This is a genomic window from Rhizobium sp. GW821-FHT14E12, assembly GCF_058803745.1.
In genome coordinates, this window is the sequence record NZ_JBXAPH010000005.1 from 39,040 (window position 1) to 58,655 (window position 19,616).

A 19,616-nucleotide genomic window follows, 5' to 3' on the forward strand; every position below is an offset into this window, starting at 1 on the left:
CGGCCCATTCACAATTTGTTTGGAAACGGTATCGTCAAATGCGCCCGTAGCGTCAAGACGCAGCGACGTAAACATCTCTGCAATATCCTTCGGCTAACGCTTGATGGATATGATTACAATATGTCACCGGACCAATGATTGGGACGAGGAGATTTTTTAGATGCCGACCCTGTTTCGCTTCCTCGTCATCTGCGCGGTCATCGCCGGATCGGTGTATGGGGCAATGTGGGCTCTGGTTCTCTTCGTCGATCCGCAGCCACGCGACGTGACGATCCGCCTACCGTCGGAACGGATCAACCCGCCGACGACCGGCTCGGTGAAGCCATGAGGGCTGAAGTCATGGCGAGGGATTTGAGCCGCGTCCATATGGAAGCCTTTCTGGAAATGATGAGCGCGGAACGTGGCGCGGCGGTCAACACGCTGCAATCCTACGAGCGCGATCTCGACGACCTCCACTCCTTTCTGTCCGAGCGTAGCGTCCGCCTGACCGAGGCCGGATCGAACGATCTCGGCGCCTATCTCTCCAGCCTCTCACGCCAGGGCTTCAAGCCGTCGTCACAGGCACGCCGGCTTTCGGCCATGCGCCAGTTCTACAAGTTCCTTTATGCCGAGGGGCTGCGCACGGACGATCCGACCGGTATTCTCGACGCGCCGAAGAAGGGCCGCGCCTTGCCGAAGACCATGGGGGTCGAGGAAGTGACGCGCCTTCTCACCCAGGCGGAAAAGGAAGCAGCCGAAGAAGGCCCCGACCAATTGCAGCACCTGCGCATGCTGGTTCTCCTCGAGCTGCTCTATGCCACCGGCATGCGCGTCAGCGAACTCGTTACCCTGCCGGCCAAGGTGCTGGACCAGGAAGGGCGCTTCCTGATGATCTGCGGTAAGGGCAACAAGGAGCGGCTGGTGCCGTTGTCGCAATCGGCCATCGCGGCGCTGAGAACCTATGGCAAGCTTCAGACGCAGGTGGCGGCAAGCGCCAAGCAGCCGGCACCGGAAAGCCCCTGGCTCTTTCCCGCCGCCTCCAAGCAGGGCTATCTGCCGCGGCAGGTTTTCGCGCGCGACCTGAAGGATCTGGCTATCCGCGCCGGCCTGACGCCGTCGCTGATCTCGCCGCATGTCATGCGCCACGCCTTCGCCAGCCACCTGCTTGCCAACGGAGCAGATTTGCGTGTGGTGCAGGAATTGCTTGGCCATTCCGACATTTCGACGACACAAATCTACACACATGTACTGGAAGAACGCCTTCACCAGCTGGTGCAAACGCATCACCCCCTTGCCAAACAGGGCAAAAAACAGGAATAGGACCGGCACATAGATTTATACGGGCCGTCTCTCGTCACAGGCAAAAGGATCGGAAACGCACCTCATGCACAATTATCTCGACTTCGAAAAACCCATCTCGGACCTCGAAGGCAAGATTCACGAGCTCAAGAAGCTCGCGAGCGAAGATGAGAGCATCGACACTTCGGACGAAGTGGGCCGGCTCGAGATTCGCGTTCGCGAGTCGATGGCCGACATCTATTCCAAGCTCAACGCCTGGCAGAAGACCCAGGTTGCCCGCCATCCGCAGCGCCCGCATTTCGTCGACTATGCCAAAGCGCTGTTCACGGAATTCACACCGCTGGCCGGCGATCGCAAGTTTTCCGAGGATGCCGCCATTCAGGCGGGCTTCGCCCGCTTCCGCGGCCAGCCCGTCGCCGTCCTCGGCCAGGAAAAAGGCAACGACACCAAGTCGCGCCTGAAGCACAATTTCGGCAGCGCGCGCCCCGAAGGCTATCGCAAGGCGATCCGCATCCTGGAAATGGCCGACCGTTTCCAGCTTCCGGTGATCACCCTCGTCGATACCGCGGGTGCCTATCCCGGCGTCGGCGCCGAAGAACGCGGCCAGGCGGAAGCGATTGCCCGCTCCACGGAAATGTGCCTTGGCCTTAAAGTGCCGATCGTCTCCGTCGTCATCGGCGAAGGCGGCTCGGGCGGCGCGATCGCGATCGCCGTCGGCAACCGCGTCTACATGCTCGAACATTCGATCTACAGCGTGATTTCGCCCGAAGGTGCGGCCTCGATCCTCTGGCGCGATTCCACCCGCGCCAAGGAAGCCGCCACCAACATGAAAATCACCGCCGAGGACCTCAAGGGTCTCGGCATCATCGACGGCATCATCCCCGAACCGCTCGGCGGCGCGCATCGCGACCCGCAGACGGTGATCGCGGCGGCCGGCGACGTGATTTTCAACGCGCTCGGCGAGCTCTCCAGCCGTTCGGGCGAACAATTGCGCGGCGACCGCCGTCAGAAATTCCTCAATATGGGTCGCAATCTCTAACTTCGGTTCGAGATTCCTGATCGTTCGGAACGGGAATGAGGCCAAATCTTGGCCACATTCTTGTTATCGAAGCATTATTGGCAAAGAAAAGCTTGCGGGCGCCCGACGGGCGCGTCATAGGCTGGTAAGGAATTATCAAGTATAAGCCGTCTATGCTTCTGTTTCATGTTTCGAAGGGGGCGGCGAAACAGATCGTACGGCCGCTCTTCGCATCTATGGACTCTGTCAGAATGCGCATCCGTCACCTTGCCTATATGTCCCTGATGGCGCTCGCTCTCGCGAGCTGCAACGACGCGCTCGATACCGCGTCGATCGACCTGTCGAAGGTAAAGAACAAGGTCGAGCAGCCGCTCCCCGACCGCATCCTTGCCGACATGACCAAAAAGGGCATGGACCGCAATTCGCCGATCATGATCCGTATCTTCAAGGAAGAAGGTACGATGGAGATCCTCAAGGCGAACCAGAACAATCGCTTCGAGGTGATCGCCAGCTACAGCATCTGTGCCTGGTCCGGCCGTCTCGGCCCGAAGGTGAAGGAAGGCGACCGGCAGGCGCCGGAAGGCTTCTACAATCTGACGCCGGCCAACCTCAATCCGAATTCCAAATATTATCTCGCCATCAATACCGGTTTTCCGAACCGTTATGACGCAGCCAATGGCCGCAGCGGCAACAACCTGATGATCCACGGCGCCTGCTCGTCGTCGGGCTGCTATTCGATGACCGACCAGCAGGTACTGGAAATCTATGCCTTCGCGCGCGACGCCTTCAAGGGCGGCCAGAAGACAATCCAGCTGGAAGCCTTCCCCTTCCGCATGACGGCGGAAAACATGGTCAAGCACCGCCTCAGCTCCAACATCGAATTCTGGAAGATGCTGAAGGTCGGCTACGACAATTTCGAAGTGACGAAGCGCCCGCCGGAAGTCGAGGTCTGCGAGAAGAAATACGTCTTCAACCAGCAGTCCGGCGGCCCGTTCACCGCCGGCGGCAAATGCCCGGTGATGACGACGCCGCCGGCACTGCAAACCGCGCTTGCGACCTATGACAAGCAATATCAGGCCGACTACAGCGCTTCCCTGAAGAAATTCGACGGCATGGCCTGGTATGACCCGACCGAAGCCGAGCGCAAGGCCGTCGTTGCCAAGCAGCGCAAGGGCCACGACCTCGCCTATGCCCCGACCGGCACGGCACTCGCCGCTGGCAAGATGATGAAGGTCGCCGACCTGGAATCGATGATGTCGAACCAGTCGGCACAGCAGATCGCCCGCGGCGCTACCATCGCCAATCCGACGACGGCGAGCATCCGCATGGCAACCGCCGCTCCGGCTCCAGTGGGTCCTGTCGCGGAGCAGCCGCTTCAGACCGGCGATATCGCTGTCGCGGCCAATATTCCCGCGAATGTGCCGATCCCGATGGCCAACCCGATGAACCCCATGGTCAGCGCGCCGCTCGCCTACGCGCAGCCGCCGGTGGAAACCGCGCAGACCGACACGACCAAGAAGCCGCCCTTCTGGAAGTTCTGGGCCAAGGGTGAATAGCCTGGACGACGGGGTCTACGACCTGCGCGGGCTGAAATGCCCACATCCAGCGATCAAAACGGAAAAACGCCTGCGCGGCATGCCAAGCGGCGCGGTCTTAACCGTTGAGACGACCGATCCCCTGGCGATCATCGACATCCCGCATCTCTGCAACGAGCAGGGGCATATCCTGCTTGCCAGCGAGAAGACTGACAAAGGTCATCGGTTCGTGATCCGCAGGGGTTAAACAGTTGCAGCCGGTGGGCCATCCTCGTGGTTCGAGGGTCGCTGCGCTCCCACTTCACCATGAGGATGGAGCGAGTTCCGCCCGACTTCAACGATAACGAACTTGGCGGCAATGCACAAAGATCAGCCTCACCCTGAGGCGACCCGCAGGGTCCTCGAAGGGCGAGGCGGGTTGCGTGATCTAGGTAGATATTAGGTTCTCAAAACCGCATGCCCGGAACGGCCAGCGGATTGTCCTGAAGTGCGGCGCGATCCGGCGTGTCGATGCTCGGCTTGCTCAAGAACGCGTCGAACAGGCCCTTCACGAAATCCTCCGGCAGATCTTTGGTAATGATCACCATGCGCGTGCGCCGGTCGTTCGGATCGGACCAGGCGGGCAAACGCACCGGCGGGTGGAAGATATTCTGCACGCCATGCAGCACCACCGGACGCTCCGGCCTGTCGGACACGGAAACGATCGCCTTCATGCGCAAGAGCTTCTCGCCATGCGCGGACCGCAGCAAATCGATGAACATTTCCAGCGCGACCGGATCGATCGGCTGCGTCTCGACGATCGAGAAGGACCGGATCGAGCCGTCATGACGGGTCACGTCATGGGCATGCTGATGCCGGTGGCCATGATGATGTCCATGGTGGTGATGGTGCCCATGTCCGTCATGGTCATGGTTATGGTCGTGGTGGTGATGAACATGGTCGTGATCATCCGCCTCCAGCTCGTCATGCAGCCAGCGGCCGACATCGGCGATCTTCGAGGCGGGGTCGTAAAGACCATTGACGAGAATGGCCGCGCGGCCGGCCTCGTCGCTGTCGGCCTTCAGCATTTGCGCCCGTGGATTGAGCATCCTTAGCCGGCTTTCCAAGGCACCGACGGGAGCAGCACCCTCAATACCGGTCTTGGAAACGATCAGCCGGTCGGCGACCGCCACCTGCTTGCGCGCTTCCTCATGATTGTCGAGGGTCTGCAAGCCGTTGACGGCGTCGACGACGGTGATCACGCCGTCCAGATCGAAATTGTTGGCGATGATCGGATTGCCCATGATCGACTGCATCACCGGCGCCGGATCGGCAAGGCCGGTCGTCTCGATGACGACGCGCTTCAGCGGCCGGATGCGGCCGGTCTGCATGGCGTCCATCAGGTTCGCCAGCGTATCCACAAGCTCGCCGCGCACGGTGCAGCAGAGGCAGCCATCGGAGAGTTCGATGATGGCATCGCCAGAGCTTTCGACCAAAAGATGATCGATGCCGACATCGCCGAACTCGTTGATGATGACGGCCGCGTCACGCATATCCGGATCCTTGAGGATACGGTTCAGAAGCGTCGATTTACCGGCTCCGAGAAAACCGGTGAGGATCGATACCGGCACCCTCTGCTGCGGATTGCTCATGGTTCGGATCCGATCAGAAGGTGGGACGCGGCATGGGGATCGGGATGCCGGCGGCGGAACCCGAGGTGGCGATCTTGTCGCCCTTCGTGGCCTTGTCGCCCTTGGCCGTCAGGTCGGTCTTGTCGCCCTTGCTCGCGGTCGCAGCGTCCTGCCCGCCGATCAGGCCGGCATAAACGAAGTTCGGCTCGTGATCCATTTCGTGGATATAGGGCGAGGTCACCTTCATGCGGCCGGCTTCGTCGCGCGTTTCGCTGCGGATCTTCGCACCCTTGGCGCTGCAGATCTCGGCGGTGAGGTCGGCGACCTGATCTTGGCCCGGCCCATAGGGCCTGAGGCTTGCCAACGTGTCCTTGCCGGAAAACTGGTTCTGGAAGCCCTTTTCCAGGAAATTGGCGGAATCGTCGGCGCGTGCCGCCAGGCTGTCGGTGCCGAGCACGACCGAGATCAGCGTGCGGCCATTGCGGGTGGCGGACGCGATCTGGTTGAAGCCGGCAGCGCAAATAAAGCCGGTCTTCATGCCGTCGGCGCCATCGTAGCGGCCGATCAGCATGTTGATATTCGGTACCTGCTTGACGCCATTGGTGAAGCCTTCCAGCGAGAAATAGCCGGCATATTGCGGGAACTCGCGACGCAGCGCGACGCTCAGAACAGCAAGGTCACGCGCGGTCGTATACTGGCCCTGGCCGGGCAGACCGTTGGGATTGATGAAGTGCGTATCGAGCATGCCGAGACGGGCCGCTTCCGCATTCATGCGCGCCACGAAGCCCTGCTGCGAACCGCCTATCGTCTCGGAAACGGCCATGGCGAGGTCGTTGGCCGACTTGACCAGCATCATCTTCAAGGCATTGTCGAGCGTCATCTTCTGGCCCGGCTTGAAGTACATCTTCGCGGCCGGCTGCGCGGAGGCAAGCTTGGACATGACGACGGGCGTGTCGAGCGAGACCTGCCCGGACTGAATGGCGCGGAAGGTGACGTAAGCCGTCATCAGCTTGGTCAGCGAGGCGGGATACCACTTGCTGAAGGCCTCCTGATGATCGAGCACGCGACCGGTATTGGCATCGACGAGGACGTGCGGATTGGCATTAGCCACCTCAGCGGTCGACACGAAAAGCATGGATGCGGCGGCGGCCATGGGAACAAGCCGCAAGGCGGCATACAAACGATTCTGCTTCGTCGGCACGATCTATCCTTCAGAAGTCCGAAATTCTCTCGAAAGCTCCGCCTATTTAACCTATATGGCTAGGAGAAGGCAAAGGCGATCGACGAGTTTATTTACCCGGAGGACCATACATTCGCCGAGGGCGAAACGGGTGCTCCAGTTCCATGAATTCAGACCATCTTACTCTTTTTCGACAGAAAAGTGGATGGTTTGGGATCACAGCCTTTTGATCATGCGCAGCGCTTTGAAACATGCGATGCGATGGTGAGACGTGTTTGCCAGACCGAGTGCCGAACCCGAATCCGATATTGAGCAGCAGGAAAGTCAATATGCCGATCTTGAACAGAGCCGCCGAACTTCAGGACGAAGTGACCGAATGGCGCCGCCATATCCATACGAACCCGGAACTCCTCTACGCAGTGGAAAAGACCGCCGCCTTTGTCGCCGAGAAGCTAAAGGCGTTCGGCGTCGATGAAGTCGTCACCGGCATCGGCCGCACCGGCGTTGTCGGCCTGATCCGTGGCAAGGGACCGGGCCGCACCGTCGGCCTGCGCGCCGACATGGACGCGCTGCCGCTCACCGAAATCTCCGGCAAGCCCTGGGCCTCCACCACGCCCGGCAAGATGCATGCCTGCGGCCATGACGGCCACACGGCCATGCTGCTGGGCGCCGCGAAATATCTCGCCGAGACCCGCAATTTCAGCGGCAATGTCGCCGTGATCTTCCAGCCCGCCGAAGAAGGCGGCGCCGGCGGCGACGCCATGGTCAAGGACGGCATGATGGAGCGCTTCGAAATCGCCGAGGTCTACGGCATGCACAATCTGCCGGGCCTGCCGGTCGGCCAGTTCGCCATCCGCAAGGGGCCGATCATGGCGGCGACGGACGAATTCACCGTCACCATCAAGGGTCGCGGCGGCCATGCCGCCCTGCCACACAAGACCATCGACCCAATCGCCATCGGTGCCCAGATCGTCACCAACCTGCAGCTGATCGCCTCGCGCAGTGCCGATCCGCTGAAGTCCGTGGTCGTCACCGTCACCAAGTTCAATGCCGGCAACGCCTATAACGTCATTCCCGACAATGCCGGTTTCGCCGGCACGGTCCGCACACTCGATCCCGCCATCCGCGATCTCGCCGAGCGGCGCTTCAAGCAGATCGTCGCCGGCATTGCCGCCAGCCACGACGCCGAAGTCGATATCGAGTTCCAGCGCAACTATCCGGTGACCTTCAACCACGCCGACGAGACCGACTACGCACTCGCCGCCGCCCGCGACATCGCCGGTGCGGGCAACGTCGTCCCCGATGTCGATCCGATGATGGGCGGCGAGGATTTCTCCTACATGCTGAACGCCCGCCCCGGCGCCTTCATCTTCATCGGCAATGGCGACACGGCAGGCCTGCACAACGCCGCCTACGACTTCACGGATGAAGCTATCGCCCACGGCGTCTCCTATTGGGTCCGCCTCGCCGAACAGCGCCTCGGCGCCTGAGGCTCCGCCGCCATTTGCCGCGCGCCTGACGAGGGCGCACGGCACCGCAAAAGCGAATTGTCCCTAGGACGTAAAAGGGCTTGGCTTCGCGCCTTTGCTTTTGTATGGATCATCTCAAGTGGTCTCGTAGCTCAGCAGGATAGAGCACCAGATTCCTAATCTGGGGGTCACGCGTTCGAATCGCGTCGAGATCACCAATAACTATATGAAAATTAACGACTTCACCAATGCGCACAAAAGGTGAATGCGTCGTGGCTTTCCAATCAGACCAACCTTAGACCAAGTGTCTTCCATTTGGAGACTCTGAGCGCGATGTGAAATGCAGTTTCACTGCACGAATCGGTATCGCAGTTTGGAAGCTTTTTCACACATTTGGATCACAACACGCCCCGAATTTGTCGTTGGTGAACACGAAATCGACAATTTGTCGCTCCGTGCCCTACAAGATCGATTCTTGATTTACCTACAGGACGGAAAGGCGAACATTGTTCATTGCGAAACATCCCGGTTCAAGCTAACGGACCCAGGTTATTTAATTACCCTAAAGTTGAATTATTTTCCTGTCGCCACTATTCATGGTGTGCAATTCTTTAGTGCCAGAAGCTGTGGGCGAACCTGATGGGGATTCGCCAACGCTTCCGCTTTCGAACGATACCACCGGTTCACTGTGATCCGGTCAAATTCCGGTCTGAAGCAGTCTTTGTAAATTAGGAGTCCCAAGGTTTGGCCTGAGTAGGGAAATTTGCTCTTTTGAAAAAATATTGTAGACGGCGTCCCCGTGTTGTCACTTAGGGTTTGGCCGTCGTTGGTTAGAGTAACTTCTGCTCCTTCTGGAGATGAGGCTATATAAAGAACGGCATAGCGCTCCACGTATTTTGGTTTCATTGCGCATTCGCAACCCGCAAATGCTTGATTTGAAATACTAAAAGCAACGAGAACAGTAATGATATACTTTACAAGAGTTCTCATGATTCTATCCTCCGCAATCACATATTGAATTCCATGAAAATAAAGTTGTGTAAACTTTTATTTTTTTGTTAAAAATATCTCAGATTGTAGATGGAGGGCGCTATGGCAGACAATCTAAAGCTTCTGAAAAATATCTTCGCTGAACTCGAAAAGCCATTATTTCTCGGCGATGGGCTTTCCAGCGGGGAGTTTCATGCGCTGATGCAGCCGGGACAATTCATAAGCACCAACCTCAGGGAGAGCGACAATAGTAATGATATGGCTATTCAGGCCTCTCTGACGGATGATCTTATAGACACCAAGTTTATATACACACCACTGACCGGCTCTATTTCTGAGCAATATAGGCAGGTATTAAACAGCGCTGCTCTACCGTATAAAAAGCTTTCAAAAGACGAGCAAAAAGAAATAGATGAACTTACCAAATGGATTTCGGATAATCTTGCAACGTACACAGTCTTCTCCGGCTATTACTACGACGCGCTGGACGCGTACTCCCAAGAAGCAAATGGCTTAAATCCCGCTCCTGGAAAATTGCAGCAGCTATATGGCAAAATGCAGAATGCGCTTAATAACTGGCAGACTGTGGGAAAGCGAAATGAGTTCGAAAATAATCAGGCGCGAGTGATCTACCTTTCGGAAGGGAATCCGCTCACCATTTGGAATGGATTCAAAAATACCTTTCAATTTCACGACAAGGTATCTCCCAACCGAGGTCCCTACGTCCAAAATTTTTTGATACCACCAGTTTCGCAATGGAATTCTCCCGGCACGTCCTGGGCACTTTTTGAGAAAACAATCAACGAAACTGACACCTATAATTATTCAAAATCTACATCTTGGGGTGGAGGCGGAAGCGCAGGATGGGGTCTATTTAGCATCGGAGGTGGTGCATCGGGGAGTAGTACCTATTCCCACTCTGATAGTGATGTCACCGCCGTAGATATTCGTTTCGAATACATGCGAGTGCGTATAGATAGAAAATGGTTGGTACGGGATATTTTTGGTTATCGCTGGTGGTGGTGGAAGGCAGCTTTCGGATACCGGTTGCTATCTGATGGCGGAAATCTCAACATAGACCCGCCTGAGAGGCCTATTGGAGTCTTCCCATTTCTTCCTCAATATATGATTGTTGCGAGAAATCTGCAGATAACAGCAAACTTTTCCCATAATGATCAAACGACAATCACCAGCGCAATTTCCGCATCGGTGTCAGCCGGATGGGGACCCTTTAGTATTTCTGGGTCGTATTCCGAGTCGACATATGAGCAGACAACGCACGCATCATTCGACGGAACAACCATTAGAATCGATCAGCCCCAGATTATTGCGTTTACCGGTTCACTTATGCCTTTGACACCCAATCCCGATAGAACGCTTCCTTGGCAGGGCGATCAAGCGCCATTCGACCCCCCAGCCAATATCGTTGAACAGAGCACTACCGACCGGCGCAATGAGTACAACGAGATAATAAGATTGCAGCGGTGGGCAAAAATACGTGAAGCAGCACTCCAGGAGAAGGAAAAAGAACTTACAAAGGCTCGATCTGAGTTCTTCACGATTTAGTAACTGATCCGGATTGTAAGTCCCTTTAAACGGTCGGTATGCCTCCTGTCCCGGATGGATAGGAAGCATGGCCGCCTGTTTGCCTCTTGACCTGCCACTGCGAATTTCATCCAACGGCGACTAGAGCCCCAGCGGTTTGGGAGCGGTTCAATAAGGGGCCGGACTCTAATCCATCCTGGATGAAATTCGCAGTGGCAGGTCATCGTTAACGCAGACACCCGACGCATATTATTTTGATAGGCCCCTAATTACGCTAAATTTACGGTTGCAGTTTAGTGCAGTTTCTGCAGCCAGAACTGGAGCCTAAGAAATGAAATTTACAGCCGCCATCGGCACAACCTTCACCCGCGCTGAACTACAAGATGCTCTTGGCGTACCATCGGCTAAGCGCCCTGGAAACTGGGATACGGGTTATGCCGAGTACGATGGTGATTTTTTTGTATTCTGCAATGTAGGCACGCCCGGCAGAAACGGCCCAGACCATAACAGCTTTTGGGATGGCTCAGAACTAATATGGAGCGCGAAATCTGGAACTAAGTTGGGCCAACCAGAAATTTGTAAATTGGTTTCCGATGAATATCCTTCTCACATTTTTCATCGAGAACGAAATCGCGATCCATTTACTTATGCCGGAATAGGTTTCGCGACCGAAGTGCAGGATACAACTCCAGTCAATGTCAGGTGGACATTTGACGCAGACGGGCTCGGTACTGACAAGCAGCGTGCGGTGCTTTCAGCTCTGGCAGCAGCAGGATTTGAAATTGGTCCGGCGCGGGTTCAAACTCAACGAGCGACGCTCGGGAAGTTAACATGCTACGTGAAGCGCGAGAGTAGTGCGTTTCCGCTGGTCGTAGCACCAATTTGGGAAAGTATGATGGAGGAGTTTAAATTGGCTGGCGCAGTGCGTCCCCAAAACAGCTTTTTCTACCATAATAACACCATGAGAGCCTTCCCGAAGAGAAAGCACACCGGCCGGGAGGAGATTCCGTTCGGGCTTGATTTCGATTTTCCCTCCAACGCGGCTATCCGAGGGTTCTTAGCTGCGCTGATAGGAGCGAAGATGCCTCCGTATGCCGAAAGCGACGAGTTGAACGTCGATCCTCGAACCGAAAGCGAAGCGATGCGTGCTGCGCGATTGGGTCAAACAAGATTCCGACGATCTCTTCTGGAAAGGTTCGGGGGCAAGTGCGTCATTTCTTCCGTCGACATCCCCGAACTTTTAAGAGCATCACACATAAAACCTTGGTCCGTTGCGACTCATAAGGAACGCCTCGACCCAGACAACGGAATTTTGTTGGCAGTGCACCTTGATAGCCTCTTCGACAGGGGACTCATTTCTTTTGATGATACCGGCGCAGTGATCTTATCGAAACGCCTAACGCCATCAGTCATTGAGGCGTTTGGTCTTCAGGTGCCGTGGCAGCCTATTATGCTGTCCGCAGGAAACAAGAAATACTTGGACCACCATCGTCAGGAGGTCTTTAAATAGCAAAGGAAAAAATACTCTCGCTGAGGGCCAAGAGAAGGCAAACTCTCCAGAAAACAAGGGCTACAGACGGCGACCAAGATAGTTTGGCGTTTAAAGAGGTGATTATCTTTCCAATCCACAGTTGCCGTGGTTGAAAATTAATTCGACAAAGATGCATATGTATTACACGTCCACAATTCGACTTGTCCGAGGAGTTCAATCTGGCAGACCTTCACTTCGACGTTAGCAGCGGCCTAAAGAGCGTTCTAGGTAGCGACCTGATCACAGACGATGAAGTTGCTATCTTTGAGTTGGTGAAAAACTCATTCGATGCGGACGCAACGCGGGTCGATATAGTTTTTGACGATGGGAAAATTCTGATCGCGGATAATGGTGTTGGGATGTCGTACGACGACATTCGCGATAAATGGTTGTTTGTCGCCTATTCCGCAAAGAAGGATGTAAACCGGCAAGCCGATTTTCGAGATAGTATCGCGGAGCGCAAAAACTATGCCGGTAGCAAGGGTATAGGCCGATTTTCATCGGATAGACTTGGCGCGGCGGTTCGATTGCAGACTCTTCCAGCGACGGAACTTCGAGGGAAGGTTCATTCCGTCTATGTTAACTGGGAAAAGTTTGATGAAAACCACCGGAAGCATTTTGATTCTATAAATGTCGTCTACAGCCAAAATGGTCAGGGTTTTGAGGCTCCCGCCATCGTCCCTGAACTTGCCCACGGAACCGTAATAACAATTGAGCGAACGCGACAATTTTGGAACCGCGAAAAGATACTTCAGCTAAAATCTGCGCTCGCGAAGCTGATAAACCCATTTGGCGCGGCTACTGATGGGTTCAAAATTTTTCTTCACGCACCCAATGAAGCCGAAGGTGATGACGACGAACGTAATAATGCCTTCAGGAAGAGCGAAGAGCCCAACGAAGCGAAGCTAGTCAATGGTGAGGTAGGCAACTTTATCTTCTCTGCCTTGGCTGAGAAAACCACTTCAATAGAAGTCTTTATTGACGCCCATCAAAACACCCTTGAGACAACTCTGATTGACCGAGGAGAGCTAATTTATCGTATCCGCGAGCCGAACCCCTATAACCTGCTCCAGCCTTCAGGTTTTAGATGTCAGGTGTTTTTCCTCAACCAGTCTGCCAAAATAACCTTCGCGCGTCGCATGGGTGTTCCATCCGTGCAGTTTGGGTCAGTTTTTGTCTTCCGAAATGGCTTTCGAGTTTATCCCATCGGGGAAGAAGGCGACGATTGGTTCCGGATGGATAGGCGTAAGCAGCAAGGCTACGCCAGATTTCTCGGCACTCGTGACGTGATAGGACGCCTAGATGTGTCAGGCGCTGATGCCGATTTTCAAGAAGCGTCTAGCCGAAACACAGGTCTAATTGAAACGCCCGCTGTGGTGCAACTGAGGCGCTGCTTCCGCGATCATTGTCTCATACGACTTGAGAAGTATGTTGTGCCGGTCACGTTTGTCGATTCCGAGGACAAAAACTTCGGAGATGTATCGCGACTAATGACTGACCCAGGCCGCGCAAGGGTTGCCAACGCGGTCGCAAAGCTTGTTGATGACAAAGACGTCGAACTCCTTGAATACAGCACGAAATTAATCGGCATTCTCAACGAGCGATCCTCACAGTTTGAGAATTCGCTCACGAGTCTCCGTGCCATTGCAGAGAAAACCAAAGACAGAGCGCTGTTTGCGAATATTGAACAGGCAGAACGCCGGTTCGAAGAAATGCGAATTTCGGAGGAGCGAGCAAGGCGGCAAGCGGATGAGGAGCGCCGTGCAAAAGAAGCGGCACTCAAGCGAGCCTCGGACGCCGAACGCATCGCAGAAACGGCAACAGTACAGCTAACCGAAGAAAAGAAGAGGAACCTATTTCTTACTTCGGTTTCGACGTTGGATGTCGACACGATACTCAACCTTCATCATCAAGTTACGATGTATGCGGTCGATGTGCAGCAGAGAATTGAGAATTTCGTCGTCGGTCTGGAAGGAAAAACATCTGTCTCGAAGGCCGAGGTGGTAGCAGCTCTGGATGGTATTTCACTTTTGAACCGCAGAATTATGGGGGTCACCAAATTCGCGACGAAAGCAAATTTTCGCTTGGAATCCGAGAAAATAGAGGCGGATGTCGCTGAATATATTGAGCAGTATATAAATCAGGTAGCGAAAGATTTTCTCTCCGGCCCGATGAGTCTGTCGGTAATTGGAGATGGCAAATCGTTTTCAAAGCAATTCAAGCCAATAGATGTCTCAGTCGTTGTCGATAATCTTATATCCAATGCCCGCAAAGCGCGTGCCACGAAGGTCAATTTCAACATCACCCACCCCGCCAGAGATACCGTTCACATCCTTGTCGAAGACAACGGTCGCGGCTTTGACGCCACTATCGAAGATACGGAACGGGTTTTTGAAAAAGGATTCACTAAAACAGATGGTTCGGGACTTGGTTTGTATCACGTTCAACACGTTCTGGGTGAAATGAACGGAACAATCGAAGTGATTGAGACAAATGGCGCTAAGGGAGCTGCATTCTTGATAAGGATTGCACGATAATGAGACTCGATTTCAACGTGTTGTGGGTTGAAGACAATCAAGGGCTTGTAGAGTCTCAGAGGCAGCGGATTGACGCGCTTATTCGCAAGCAAGGCTTCCGTCTGGCTGTTGAATTTGCGCCCGCCGTCGAAAAAGCAACCCAGTTCCTTTCAAGCTCAATATACGGCGACCACATCGATCTCGTGCTAATGGACTATGATCTTGGCGCGGGAAAGAAGGGGGACGAAGGAGTCGCGGAAGTTCGCGATGCCTTCGCCTATAAAGATATCATCTTTTATTCAGGACAGGCCACTACGAATTTGGCCGCTATGATCGCGCAAAAGCAGATTGCGGGCGTCTTTACAGCTCACCGTCCTGAATTGCCGGACGTAGTTGAAGGAGTATTTGAAAATCTTGTGCGGAAGGTGCTTGATATAGACCACTCACGCGGCATCGTGATGGGAGCAACAAGCGACATAGATCAGGTTGTCAATGTGAATCTTGCCAAGCTCTTTGACACTCATGAAGAGTTGCAAGAAAGCTCTTTGCAGATAGTAAAGGACCGCATTGTCGAGAAGCGCGACCAATTGGACAAGGCCTTGAAGGCCATAGAACAAATCAAGCACGTGAAGGAATTGGAAGAGCATCATCTGGTGTATTCCAGTGACGAGCGCTTCAGATTACTGATCAAGATCATGAAAGCGGCGGGTATCCATCAGGAATTTAAGGATACCTTTGAATCTTACAGAAGTAAGGTTATGCCACGTAGAAACGATTTGGCTCATATCCGAGTTGAGCGTGATGGTTTTTCAAGAAAGCTTTATGACCGCAAAGGCGACGAAATCACCGTCGAGGCAATGAAAACCCTCAGAGTCGATCTATTAGATTTTCAGGAACTGTTTGATAAGCTATTCGGGGAGTAGCTTCGCCCCCGCTCAATTTGAACGCAATCATTTTGCCAATCGCTTCTGCCATTAATGGTGGCACAGCATTTGCGACCTGTGTGAAACGAGGAACTTCTTGTCTGCGGCGCTCTCCCCCGCTCGTATATTTTCCTTTGAATTCAAAGAAATCTGGGAAGCTCTGGAGGCGAGCGTTCTCTCGGACTGTTAGTGTTCGCGGCTCTGAATAATGAATCAAATCGTCCGGCATGCTGGTAATCGTGGGCGAAGGCTGATCTGGGTCGAGAACGCGAATTGCTGACTTTTTGAGGCCAAAGCTAGCTTTCAACTCTGATGAGAGCGATGTGTTCAGGCGACCTTCGGCATGGCAAAGCTCAATGAACTTCGCAAAACGTGCTTGAATGTCCGGCCGGTGCTTCGCAAGGCGACTATCTTCGATACCTTCATTGGCACCTGCACGCATGATCGTCTGGTAAGATGTCACCGGCCCCGAATATTGAATCTCCTCAAAGCCAGCACTATCGCGGCTGGGAGCTTTGCCGTTACGTGATACCTCAAGGTCGGATATAGCCATGTGGGTGGTGGTCGGAACGGCTGCGATGCCCTTGTCGCGAAGGAATCGCTGTCGTTCCGCTTCCAACTGGATAAAAGGAGCAAAATCATCGAAACCGCAGTCGCGACGTGCGGCAATGATGAAAAAACGGTGACGCCTCTGCGGCACCCCATAGGTTGAGACGTCTATCAGTTTGGTAAACACGTCATAGTCGTGTTCCAAGCTCTGAACTATACGCTGTGCGTAGTTAATCCGTTGCAAGTTGTCATCTTGAAAATCGGAGGTGATCCCTCTCACGTTTTCAATGAGGACAATGCGCGGTCTGAGTATGGAAACAAATTCTAGGTAGGCTTCGACAAGCCGGTTCCGAGGGTCAGCGGGATTTCGTTTACCCGCGCTGGAAAACCCTTGGCAGGGAGGGCCGCCAACGAGCATATCAACCGTGCCAGCTAATGCAGTCAAATTGTCACGGTATTGCCTGAGGACATCGAATACGCTGATAGGGGCCTGAGGAAACCAGCTTGGCCAAGCAAACCGGTAGTGGGCGCGTTCTTCAATTAGGTTGTGTGAAAGCGTCTCGAAAGCATTCCTGTCTTGCTCGACAGCAAATAAGCCATTCCACCCCGACTGCATCAATCCGAGGCTTAGGCCGCCACATCCGGCGAAAACATCTATAAAAACAGGAGCTTTGTTGGCCATTGATCGATCATTGGAATCAGGTCGACTACGTATATTTCAACGTATGGCATTTTGGTTGACAAATCGCCAGGCTCATTTTCCGGCATAACGCCAGCTTCCAATTACCGCAAGGGTATACCCCTGCGGACGGTCGCAAGATGTCGCTAGGGCCGTCCGCTGAGGTTGTTTCTTGCATTCGGACGTCGGACCTTTTGGACGCAACCCAAACGGACACCGGAGACTAACATGGCCATACTTTTTTATGCTCGCGTTTCGACTGTCGACCAAAATCTTGATCATCAAGTCAGTCAAGCAAAAGGAGCCGGATTTCAGATCGACGAGGTGCTGTCTGATCACGGCGTTTCCGGGGCAAGCACGATCCTTGCTGATCGCCCGCAGGGAAAGCGGCTTTTCGACAAGCTCAGAGCGGGAGACACGCTAGTTGTGCGGTGGATCGATAGACTCGGCAGAAATTATCAAGACGTGACGACGGTGATCAGGGAGTTCATCCAAAGAGGTGTCATTGTCCGAACGGTCATCAACAACATGACTTTCGATGGCTCTACGAATGATCCAATGCAACAGGCGGTCCGAGATTCTCTGATATCGTTTATGGCGGCGATGGCGCAGGCGCAAGTCGAGGTCTCAAAAGCTGCTCAACAGGCTGGGATTGCATCCGCAAAATGTGATGACCGTAAGTACTTGGGCAAAAAACCCGGCTATGACAGGAATACCTTCAGTACCGTCCAACAGCTACTAGTTATTGGAACCGGTGGCTCGACTATCGCGAAAATGACGGGCTTATCCCGTCAGACAGTACACCGTATCAAAAGTAATCCGGCAGCAAGCGATGCAGCCCTTGTAAAATGGGGCTTTTGAAGAATTCCTGACTTCATGTGCTCCCAACTACGATATCGGAGGTAAAGCCTTTGACGAACAGTTTTCCGCCGGAAGTCCAAGATCGCCTCAAGTATTACGTCTACCGGCTCATCGATCCCAGGAATGGCGACACTTTCTACGTCGGCATGGGCAAGGGAAACCGTGTTTTCCAACACGTAAATGCGACCATAAAGAAGGGTGATCTTGAGAGGTTCGAGGATTTTTCATCGATTAAGTTGACCCGCATCAATGAAATTCGCAGGACCGGACTTCAGGTCATGCATATCATTCAGCGACACGGATTAACCAGAGAACAGGCGCTTCTTGTCGAGGGCGCACTAATTGATGTCTTCCCGGGCTTGTCAAATATCCAAGGCGGCCACGGAAACAACGAATTCGGTGCTATGGCAGCCGAAACCATCATCGAAAAGTTCACGGCTGCCACCCTCGTCCCGGAGCACAAAATCATCTTCCTCACTATCACCAACAACAACCCCGATTGGGATGATTACGAGGCGTGTCGAGGCGTCTGGCCTATGACCCGCAAGCGAGCAGAAATGGCCGACTTTGTGATGCCTCTTATCGACGGCCTTGTTGCCGCTGTGTTCAAGCCTGATCATTGGCTAATGTGCACCCCTGAGAATTTTCCTGGCCATACAACCGTGGTCAATGAAAAGAAGATCGGGTTCGTTGGGAAACCCGCGAGCCAGGAAATTCAAAACCAATATTTGAGAAAAAGACCACCTCAAGCGTTTACAGGCGCACAGAATGCTATCCGATACACCTACAAGATGGACGGTTCTCCAAACGTTGAGTAGATTGCGTGTGCTCTGGGAAATGTCGATTGTCAGCTCGATCAACGGCCTAAACATTTGATCCTTGCAATCCCTCTTGTGATCCTTGTGTGGATTGCAAGGAGGACTCGGATGAAGTCATCAGCCCAAATAAAAAAAGAAGATCGCAAGAAGCGCCGTCCCGACGATTGGTTCCAGCGTTGGCTGGAGGACATTCGTCGCCGTCATCTACAGGCAGAGCGTAACCGTCAAAGGAAATTGCTGCTTTTCCTACTTTTGATGCTGCTGGACACGAAGCCGGTGCAGCTCTTTCTCCCATCATTCGCCCCTGCTCCGGCCCCGACGCCACCACGCCCAGCGCAGCCAAGGCGGCGAAAAGCAGCAGATGATGAAACGGGAGATCACCCCGAATTCGACCACGAAGAGCATGTCTATTGGGATTATTCGACGCGATCCGGCGAACATCACCTGCATGTTATGGACGGCCTGACATACGCCGATATCATCGAGCTTAACCGGATACATCGCCCACACCTGTTTAAGACGCCTGCACCGATCCCCGGGATGCCCGCGCGATATGCGGACGAGCCAGTTCATATCTGGACGCTGCTGGATGATTTGCAGCACAAGTTCATGCGAGCAGATACAATTTTGGCGCTGAAGCTGATCGTTTCGCCGGAAGCTCACGACTGGATTGACGCATGTTCGGCGACAGATGACGGCTGGAAGAACCTCCGCAAATGCCGCCAAAGAACGCCAGAGATGACCCTTTATGAATTCCCACGAGCGGCCGCCCGATGGTATGAGGAGCAGCGCCGCGAGGCCGAAGAGCGGAAGCGTGAGGCTAAGGAAACGCTGGATGGCGGTCCAAAGCCGCCCGGCCTAGACTAAGGAAATGTCGAAATATTATTTGTTGACACCAAAGAAATGTTAAAGTATTAATCTCGCTAAATTCGAGTAAATCTTTTTATATACATTTCCTTGTCAACTACACCTGTCCATAAAAGTTGAAAAATATAGTAAATAGTTACAAAAATATAATTACAAAACAAAATATACTTGTGAATGGACATTGCGGGGCTTCCGTGGCTTTCTTTCGTCCGTCGATTGACGACAACGCAAGAAAAAAAGGACAACG

General features: G+C 54.0%; 17 protein-coding genes and 1 tRNA gene. 14 read left to right on the forward strand and 4 right to left on the reverse strand.

Annotated features, from left to right (window positions below):
- Positions 1-160 precede the first annotated feature (160 nt).
- The 5 genes from AC1RO0_RS19540 (at position 161) to AC1RO0_RS19560 (ending at position 4,078) form a co-directional block, all read left to right on the forward strand.
- Positions 161-328, forward strand: coding sequence for a hypothetical protein (locus tag AC1RO0_RS19540; protein WP_007690010.1), 168 nt, complete (start codon positions 161-163; stop codon positions 326-328).
- 11 nt (positions 329-339) lie between these two features.
- Positions 340-1,299, forward strand: a complete 960-nt coding sequence (xerD, locus tag AC1RO0_RS19545) for a site-specific tyrosine recombinase XerD (protein WP_498594724.1) — start codon at positions 340-342, stop codon at positions 1,297-1,299.
- Between the two features lie 64 nt (positions 1,300-1,363).
- Positions 1,364-2,317, forward strand: coding sequence for an acetyl-CoA carboxylase carboxyltransferase subunit alpha (locus AC1RO0_RS19550; RefSeq protein WP_498594471.1), 954 nt, complete (start codon positions 1,364-1,366; stop codon positions 2,315-2,317).
- Positions 2,318-2,547: 230 nt separating this feature from the next.
- A complete protein-coding gene (locus AC1RO0_RS19555) occupies positions 2,548-3,852 on the forward strand; it encodes a L,D-transpeptidase family protein (RefSeq protein ID WP_498594472.1) in 1,305 nt (434 codons plus the stop codon).
- Positions 3,845-4,078, forward strand: coding sequence for a sulfurtransferase TusA family protein (locus AC1RO0_RS19560; protein WP_498594473.1), 234 nt, complete (start codon positions 3,845-3,847; stop codon positions 4,076-4,078). The genes AC1RO0_RS19555 and AC1RO0_RS19560 overlap by 8 nt, the downstream gene beginning before the upstream one ends.
- 199 nt (positions 4,079-4,277) lie before the next feature.
- On the opposite strand, the gene AC1RO0_RS19565 is transcribed toward AC1RO0_RS19560, so the two are convergent.
- Together AC1RO0_RS19565 and AC1RO0_RS19570 are read right to left on the reverse strand one after the other, a co-directional pair.
- Positions 4,278-5,462 (reverse strand): CobW family GTP-binding protein, encoded by a 1,185-nt coding sequence (locus AC1RO0_RS19565; protein ID WP_498594474.1) that lies wholly within the window; start codon positions 5,460-5,462, stop codon positions 4,278-4,280.
- Positions 5,463-5,475: 13 nt separating this feature from the next.
- Complete coding sequence (locus AC1RO0_RS19570) at positions 5,476-6,642, reverse strand: D-alanyl-D-alanine carboxypeptidase family protein (RefSeq protein WP_498594475.1); 1,167 nt, start codon at positions 6,640-6,642, stop codon at positions 5,476-5,478.
- A gap of 308 nt (positions 6,643-6,950) precedes the next feature.
- On the opposite strand from AC1RO0_RS19570, the gene AC1RO0_RS19575 reads away from it, so the two are divergent.
- Together AC1RO0_RS19575 and AC1RO0_RS19580 are read left to right on the forward strand one after the other, a co-directional pair.
- On the forward strand, positions 6,951-8,111 hold the full coding sequence (locus AC1RO0_RS19575) for a M20 aminoacylase family protein (RefSeq protein ID WP_498594476.1): 1,161 nt from the start codon (positions 6,951-6,953) through the stop codon (positions 8,109-8,111).
- Between the two features lie 120 nt (positions 8,112-8,231).
- Positions 8,232-8,308: transfer RNA gene (locus AC1RO0_RS19580), tRNA-Arg, on the forward strand.
- Between the two features lie 376 nt (positions 8,309-8,684).
- Here AC1RO0_RS19580 and AC1RO0_RS19585 read toward each other — a convergent pair.
- Entirely contained in the window at positions 8,685-9,080 is a 396-nt protein-coding gene (locus AC1RO0_RS19585; RefSeq protein WP_498594477.1) for a hypothetical protein, read from the reverse strand.
- 102 nt (positions 9,081-9,182) lie between these two features.
- Between AC1RO0_RS19585 and AC1RO0_RS19590 the strand changes: the two genes are divergently transcribed.
- The 4 genes from AC1RO0_RS19590 (at position 9,183) to AC1RO0_RS19605 (ending at position 15,595) form a co-directional block, all read left to right on the forward strand.
- A complete protein-coding gene (locus AC1RO0_RS19590) occupies positions 9,183-10,646 on the forward strand; it encodes a hypothetical protein (protein WP_498594478.1) in 1,464 nt (487 codons plus the stop codon).
- A 310-nt stretch (positions 10,647-10,956) separates the two neighbouring features.
- Complete coding sequence (locus AC1RO0_RS19595; RefSeq protein ID WP_498594479.1) at positions 10,957-12,135, forward strand: HNH endonuclease; 1,179 nt, start codon at positions 10,957-10,959, stop codon at positions 12,133-12,135.
- A 182-nt stretch (positions 12,136-12,317) separates the two neighbouring features.
- A complete protein-coding gene (locus AC1RO0_RS19600; RefSeq protein ID WP_498594480.1) occupies positions 12,318-14,693 on the forward strand; it encodes an ATP-binding protein in 2,376 nt (791 codons plus the stop codon).
- The gene (locus tag AC1RO0_RS19605) at positions 14,693-15,595 is read left to right on the forward strand and encodes a hypothetical protein (RefSeq protein WP_498594481.1); all 903 of its coding nucleotides are present in this window, start codon (positions 14,693-14,695) and stop codon (positions 15,593-15,595) included. Before AC1RO0_RS19600 ends, AC1RO0_RS19605 begins: the two co-directional genes overlap by 1 nt.
- Here AC1RO0_RS19605 and AC1RO0_RS19610 read toward each other — a convergent pair.
- A complete protein-coding gene (locus tag AC1RO0_RS19610; RefSeq protein WP_498594482.1) occupies positions 15,540-16,826 on the reverse strand; it encodes a DNA cytosine methyltransferase in 1,287 nt (428 codons plus the stop codon). The two genes, AC1RO0_RS19605 and AC1RO0_RS19610, sit on opposite strands and share 56 nt — an antisense overlap.
- A gap of 225 nt (positions 16,827-17,051) precedes the next feature.
- On the opposite strand from AC1RO0_RS19610, the gene AC1RO0_RS19615 reads away from it, so the two are divergent.
- From AC1RO0_RS19615 to AC1RO0_RS19625, 3 genes are all read left to right on the forward strand, one after another.
- Positions 17,052-17,684 (forward strand): recombinase family protein, encoded by a 633-nt coding sequence (locus AC1RO0_RS19615; RefSeq protein WP_498594483.1) that lies wholly within the window; start codon positions 17,052-17,054, stop codon positions 17,682-17,684.
- Between the two features lie 50 nt (positions 17,685-17,734).
- On the forward strand, positions 17,735-18,502 hold the full coding sequence (locus AC1RO0_RS19620) for an LEM-3-like GIY-YIG domain-containing protein (protein WP_498594484.1): 768 nt from the start codon (positions 17,735-17,737) through the stop codon (positions 18,500-18,502).
- 108 nt (positions 18,503-18,610) lie between these two features.
- The gene (locus AC1RO0_RS19625) at positions 18,611-19,369 is read left to right on the forward strand and encodes a hypothetical protein (RefSeq protein ID WP_498594485.1); all 759 of its coding nucleotides are present in this window, start codon (positions 18,611-18,613) and stop codon (positions 19,367-19,369) included.
- The last annotated feature ends 247 nt before the right edge of the window (positions 19,370-19,616 follow it).

Bases quoted from the DNA above. Each gene is read 5' to 3' on its own strand.
- AC1RO0_RS19590 (WP_498594478.1), top strand. From the start codon at position 9,183: ATGGCAGACAATCTAAAGCTTCTGAAAAATATCTTCGCTGAACTCGAA.
- AC1RO0_RS19615 (WP_498594483.1), top strand. From the start codon at position 17,052: ATGGCCATACTTTTTTATGCTCGCGTTTCGACTGTCGACCAAAATCTT.
- AC1RO0_RS19625 (WP_498594485.1), top strand. From the start codon at position 18,611: ATGAAGTCATCAGCCCAAATAAAAAAAGAAGATCGCAAGAAGCGCCGT.
- AC1RO0_RS19565 (WP_498594474.1), bottom strand. From the start codon at position 5,462: ATGAGCAATCCGCAGCAGAGGGTGCCGGTATCGATCCTCACCGGTTTT.
- AC1RO0_RS19540 (WP_007690010.1), top strand. From the start codon at position 161: ATGCCGACCCTGTTTCGCTTCCTCGTCATCTGCGCGGTCATCGCCGGA.
- AC1RO0_RS19555 (WP_498594472.1), top strand. From the start codon at position 2,548: ATGCGCATCCGTCACCTTGCCTATATGTCCCTGATGGCGCTCGCTCTC.
- AC1RO0_RS19575 (WP_498594476.1), top strand. From the start codon at position 6,951: ATGCCGATCTTGAACAGAGCCGCCGAACTTCAGGACGAAGTGACCGAA.
- AC1RO0_RS19585 (WP_498594477.1), bottom strand. From the start codon at position 9,080: ATGAGAACTCTTGTAAAGTATATCATTACTGTTCTCGTTGCTTTTAGT.
- AC1RO0_RS19610 (WP_498594482.1), bottom strand. From the start codon at position 16,826: ATGGCCAACAAAGCTCCTGTTTTTATAGATGTTTTCGCCGGATGTGGC.
- AC1RO0_RS19605 (WP_498594481.1), top strand. From the start codon at position 14,693: ATGAGACTCGATTTCAACGTGTTGTGGGTTGAAGACAATCAAGGGCTT.
- AC1RO0_RS19550 (WP_498594471.1), top strand. From the start codon at position 1,364: ATGCACAATTATCTCGACTTCGAAAAACCCATCTCGGACCTCGAAGGC.
- AC1RO0_RS19595 (WP_498594479.1), top strand. From the start codon at position 10,957: ATGAAATTTACAGCCGCCATCGGCACAACCTTCACCCGCGCTGAACTA.
- xerD (WP_498594724.1), top strand. From the start codon at position 340: ATGGCGAGGGATTTGAGCCGCGTCCATATGGAAGCCTTTCTGGAAATG.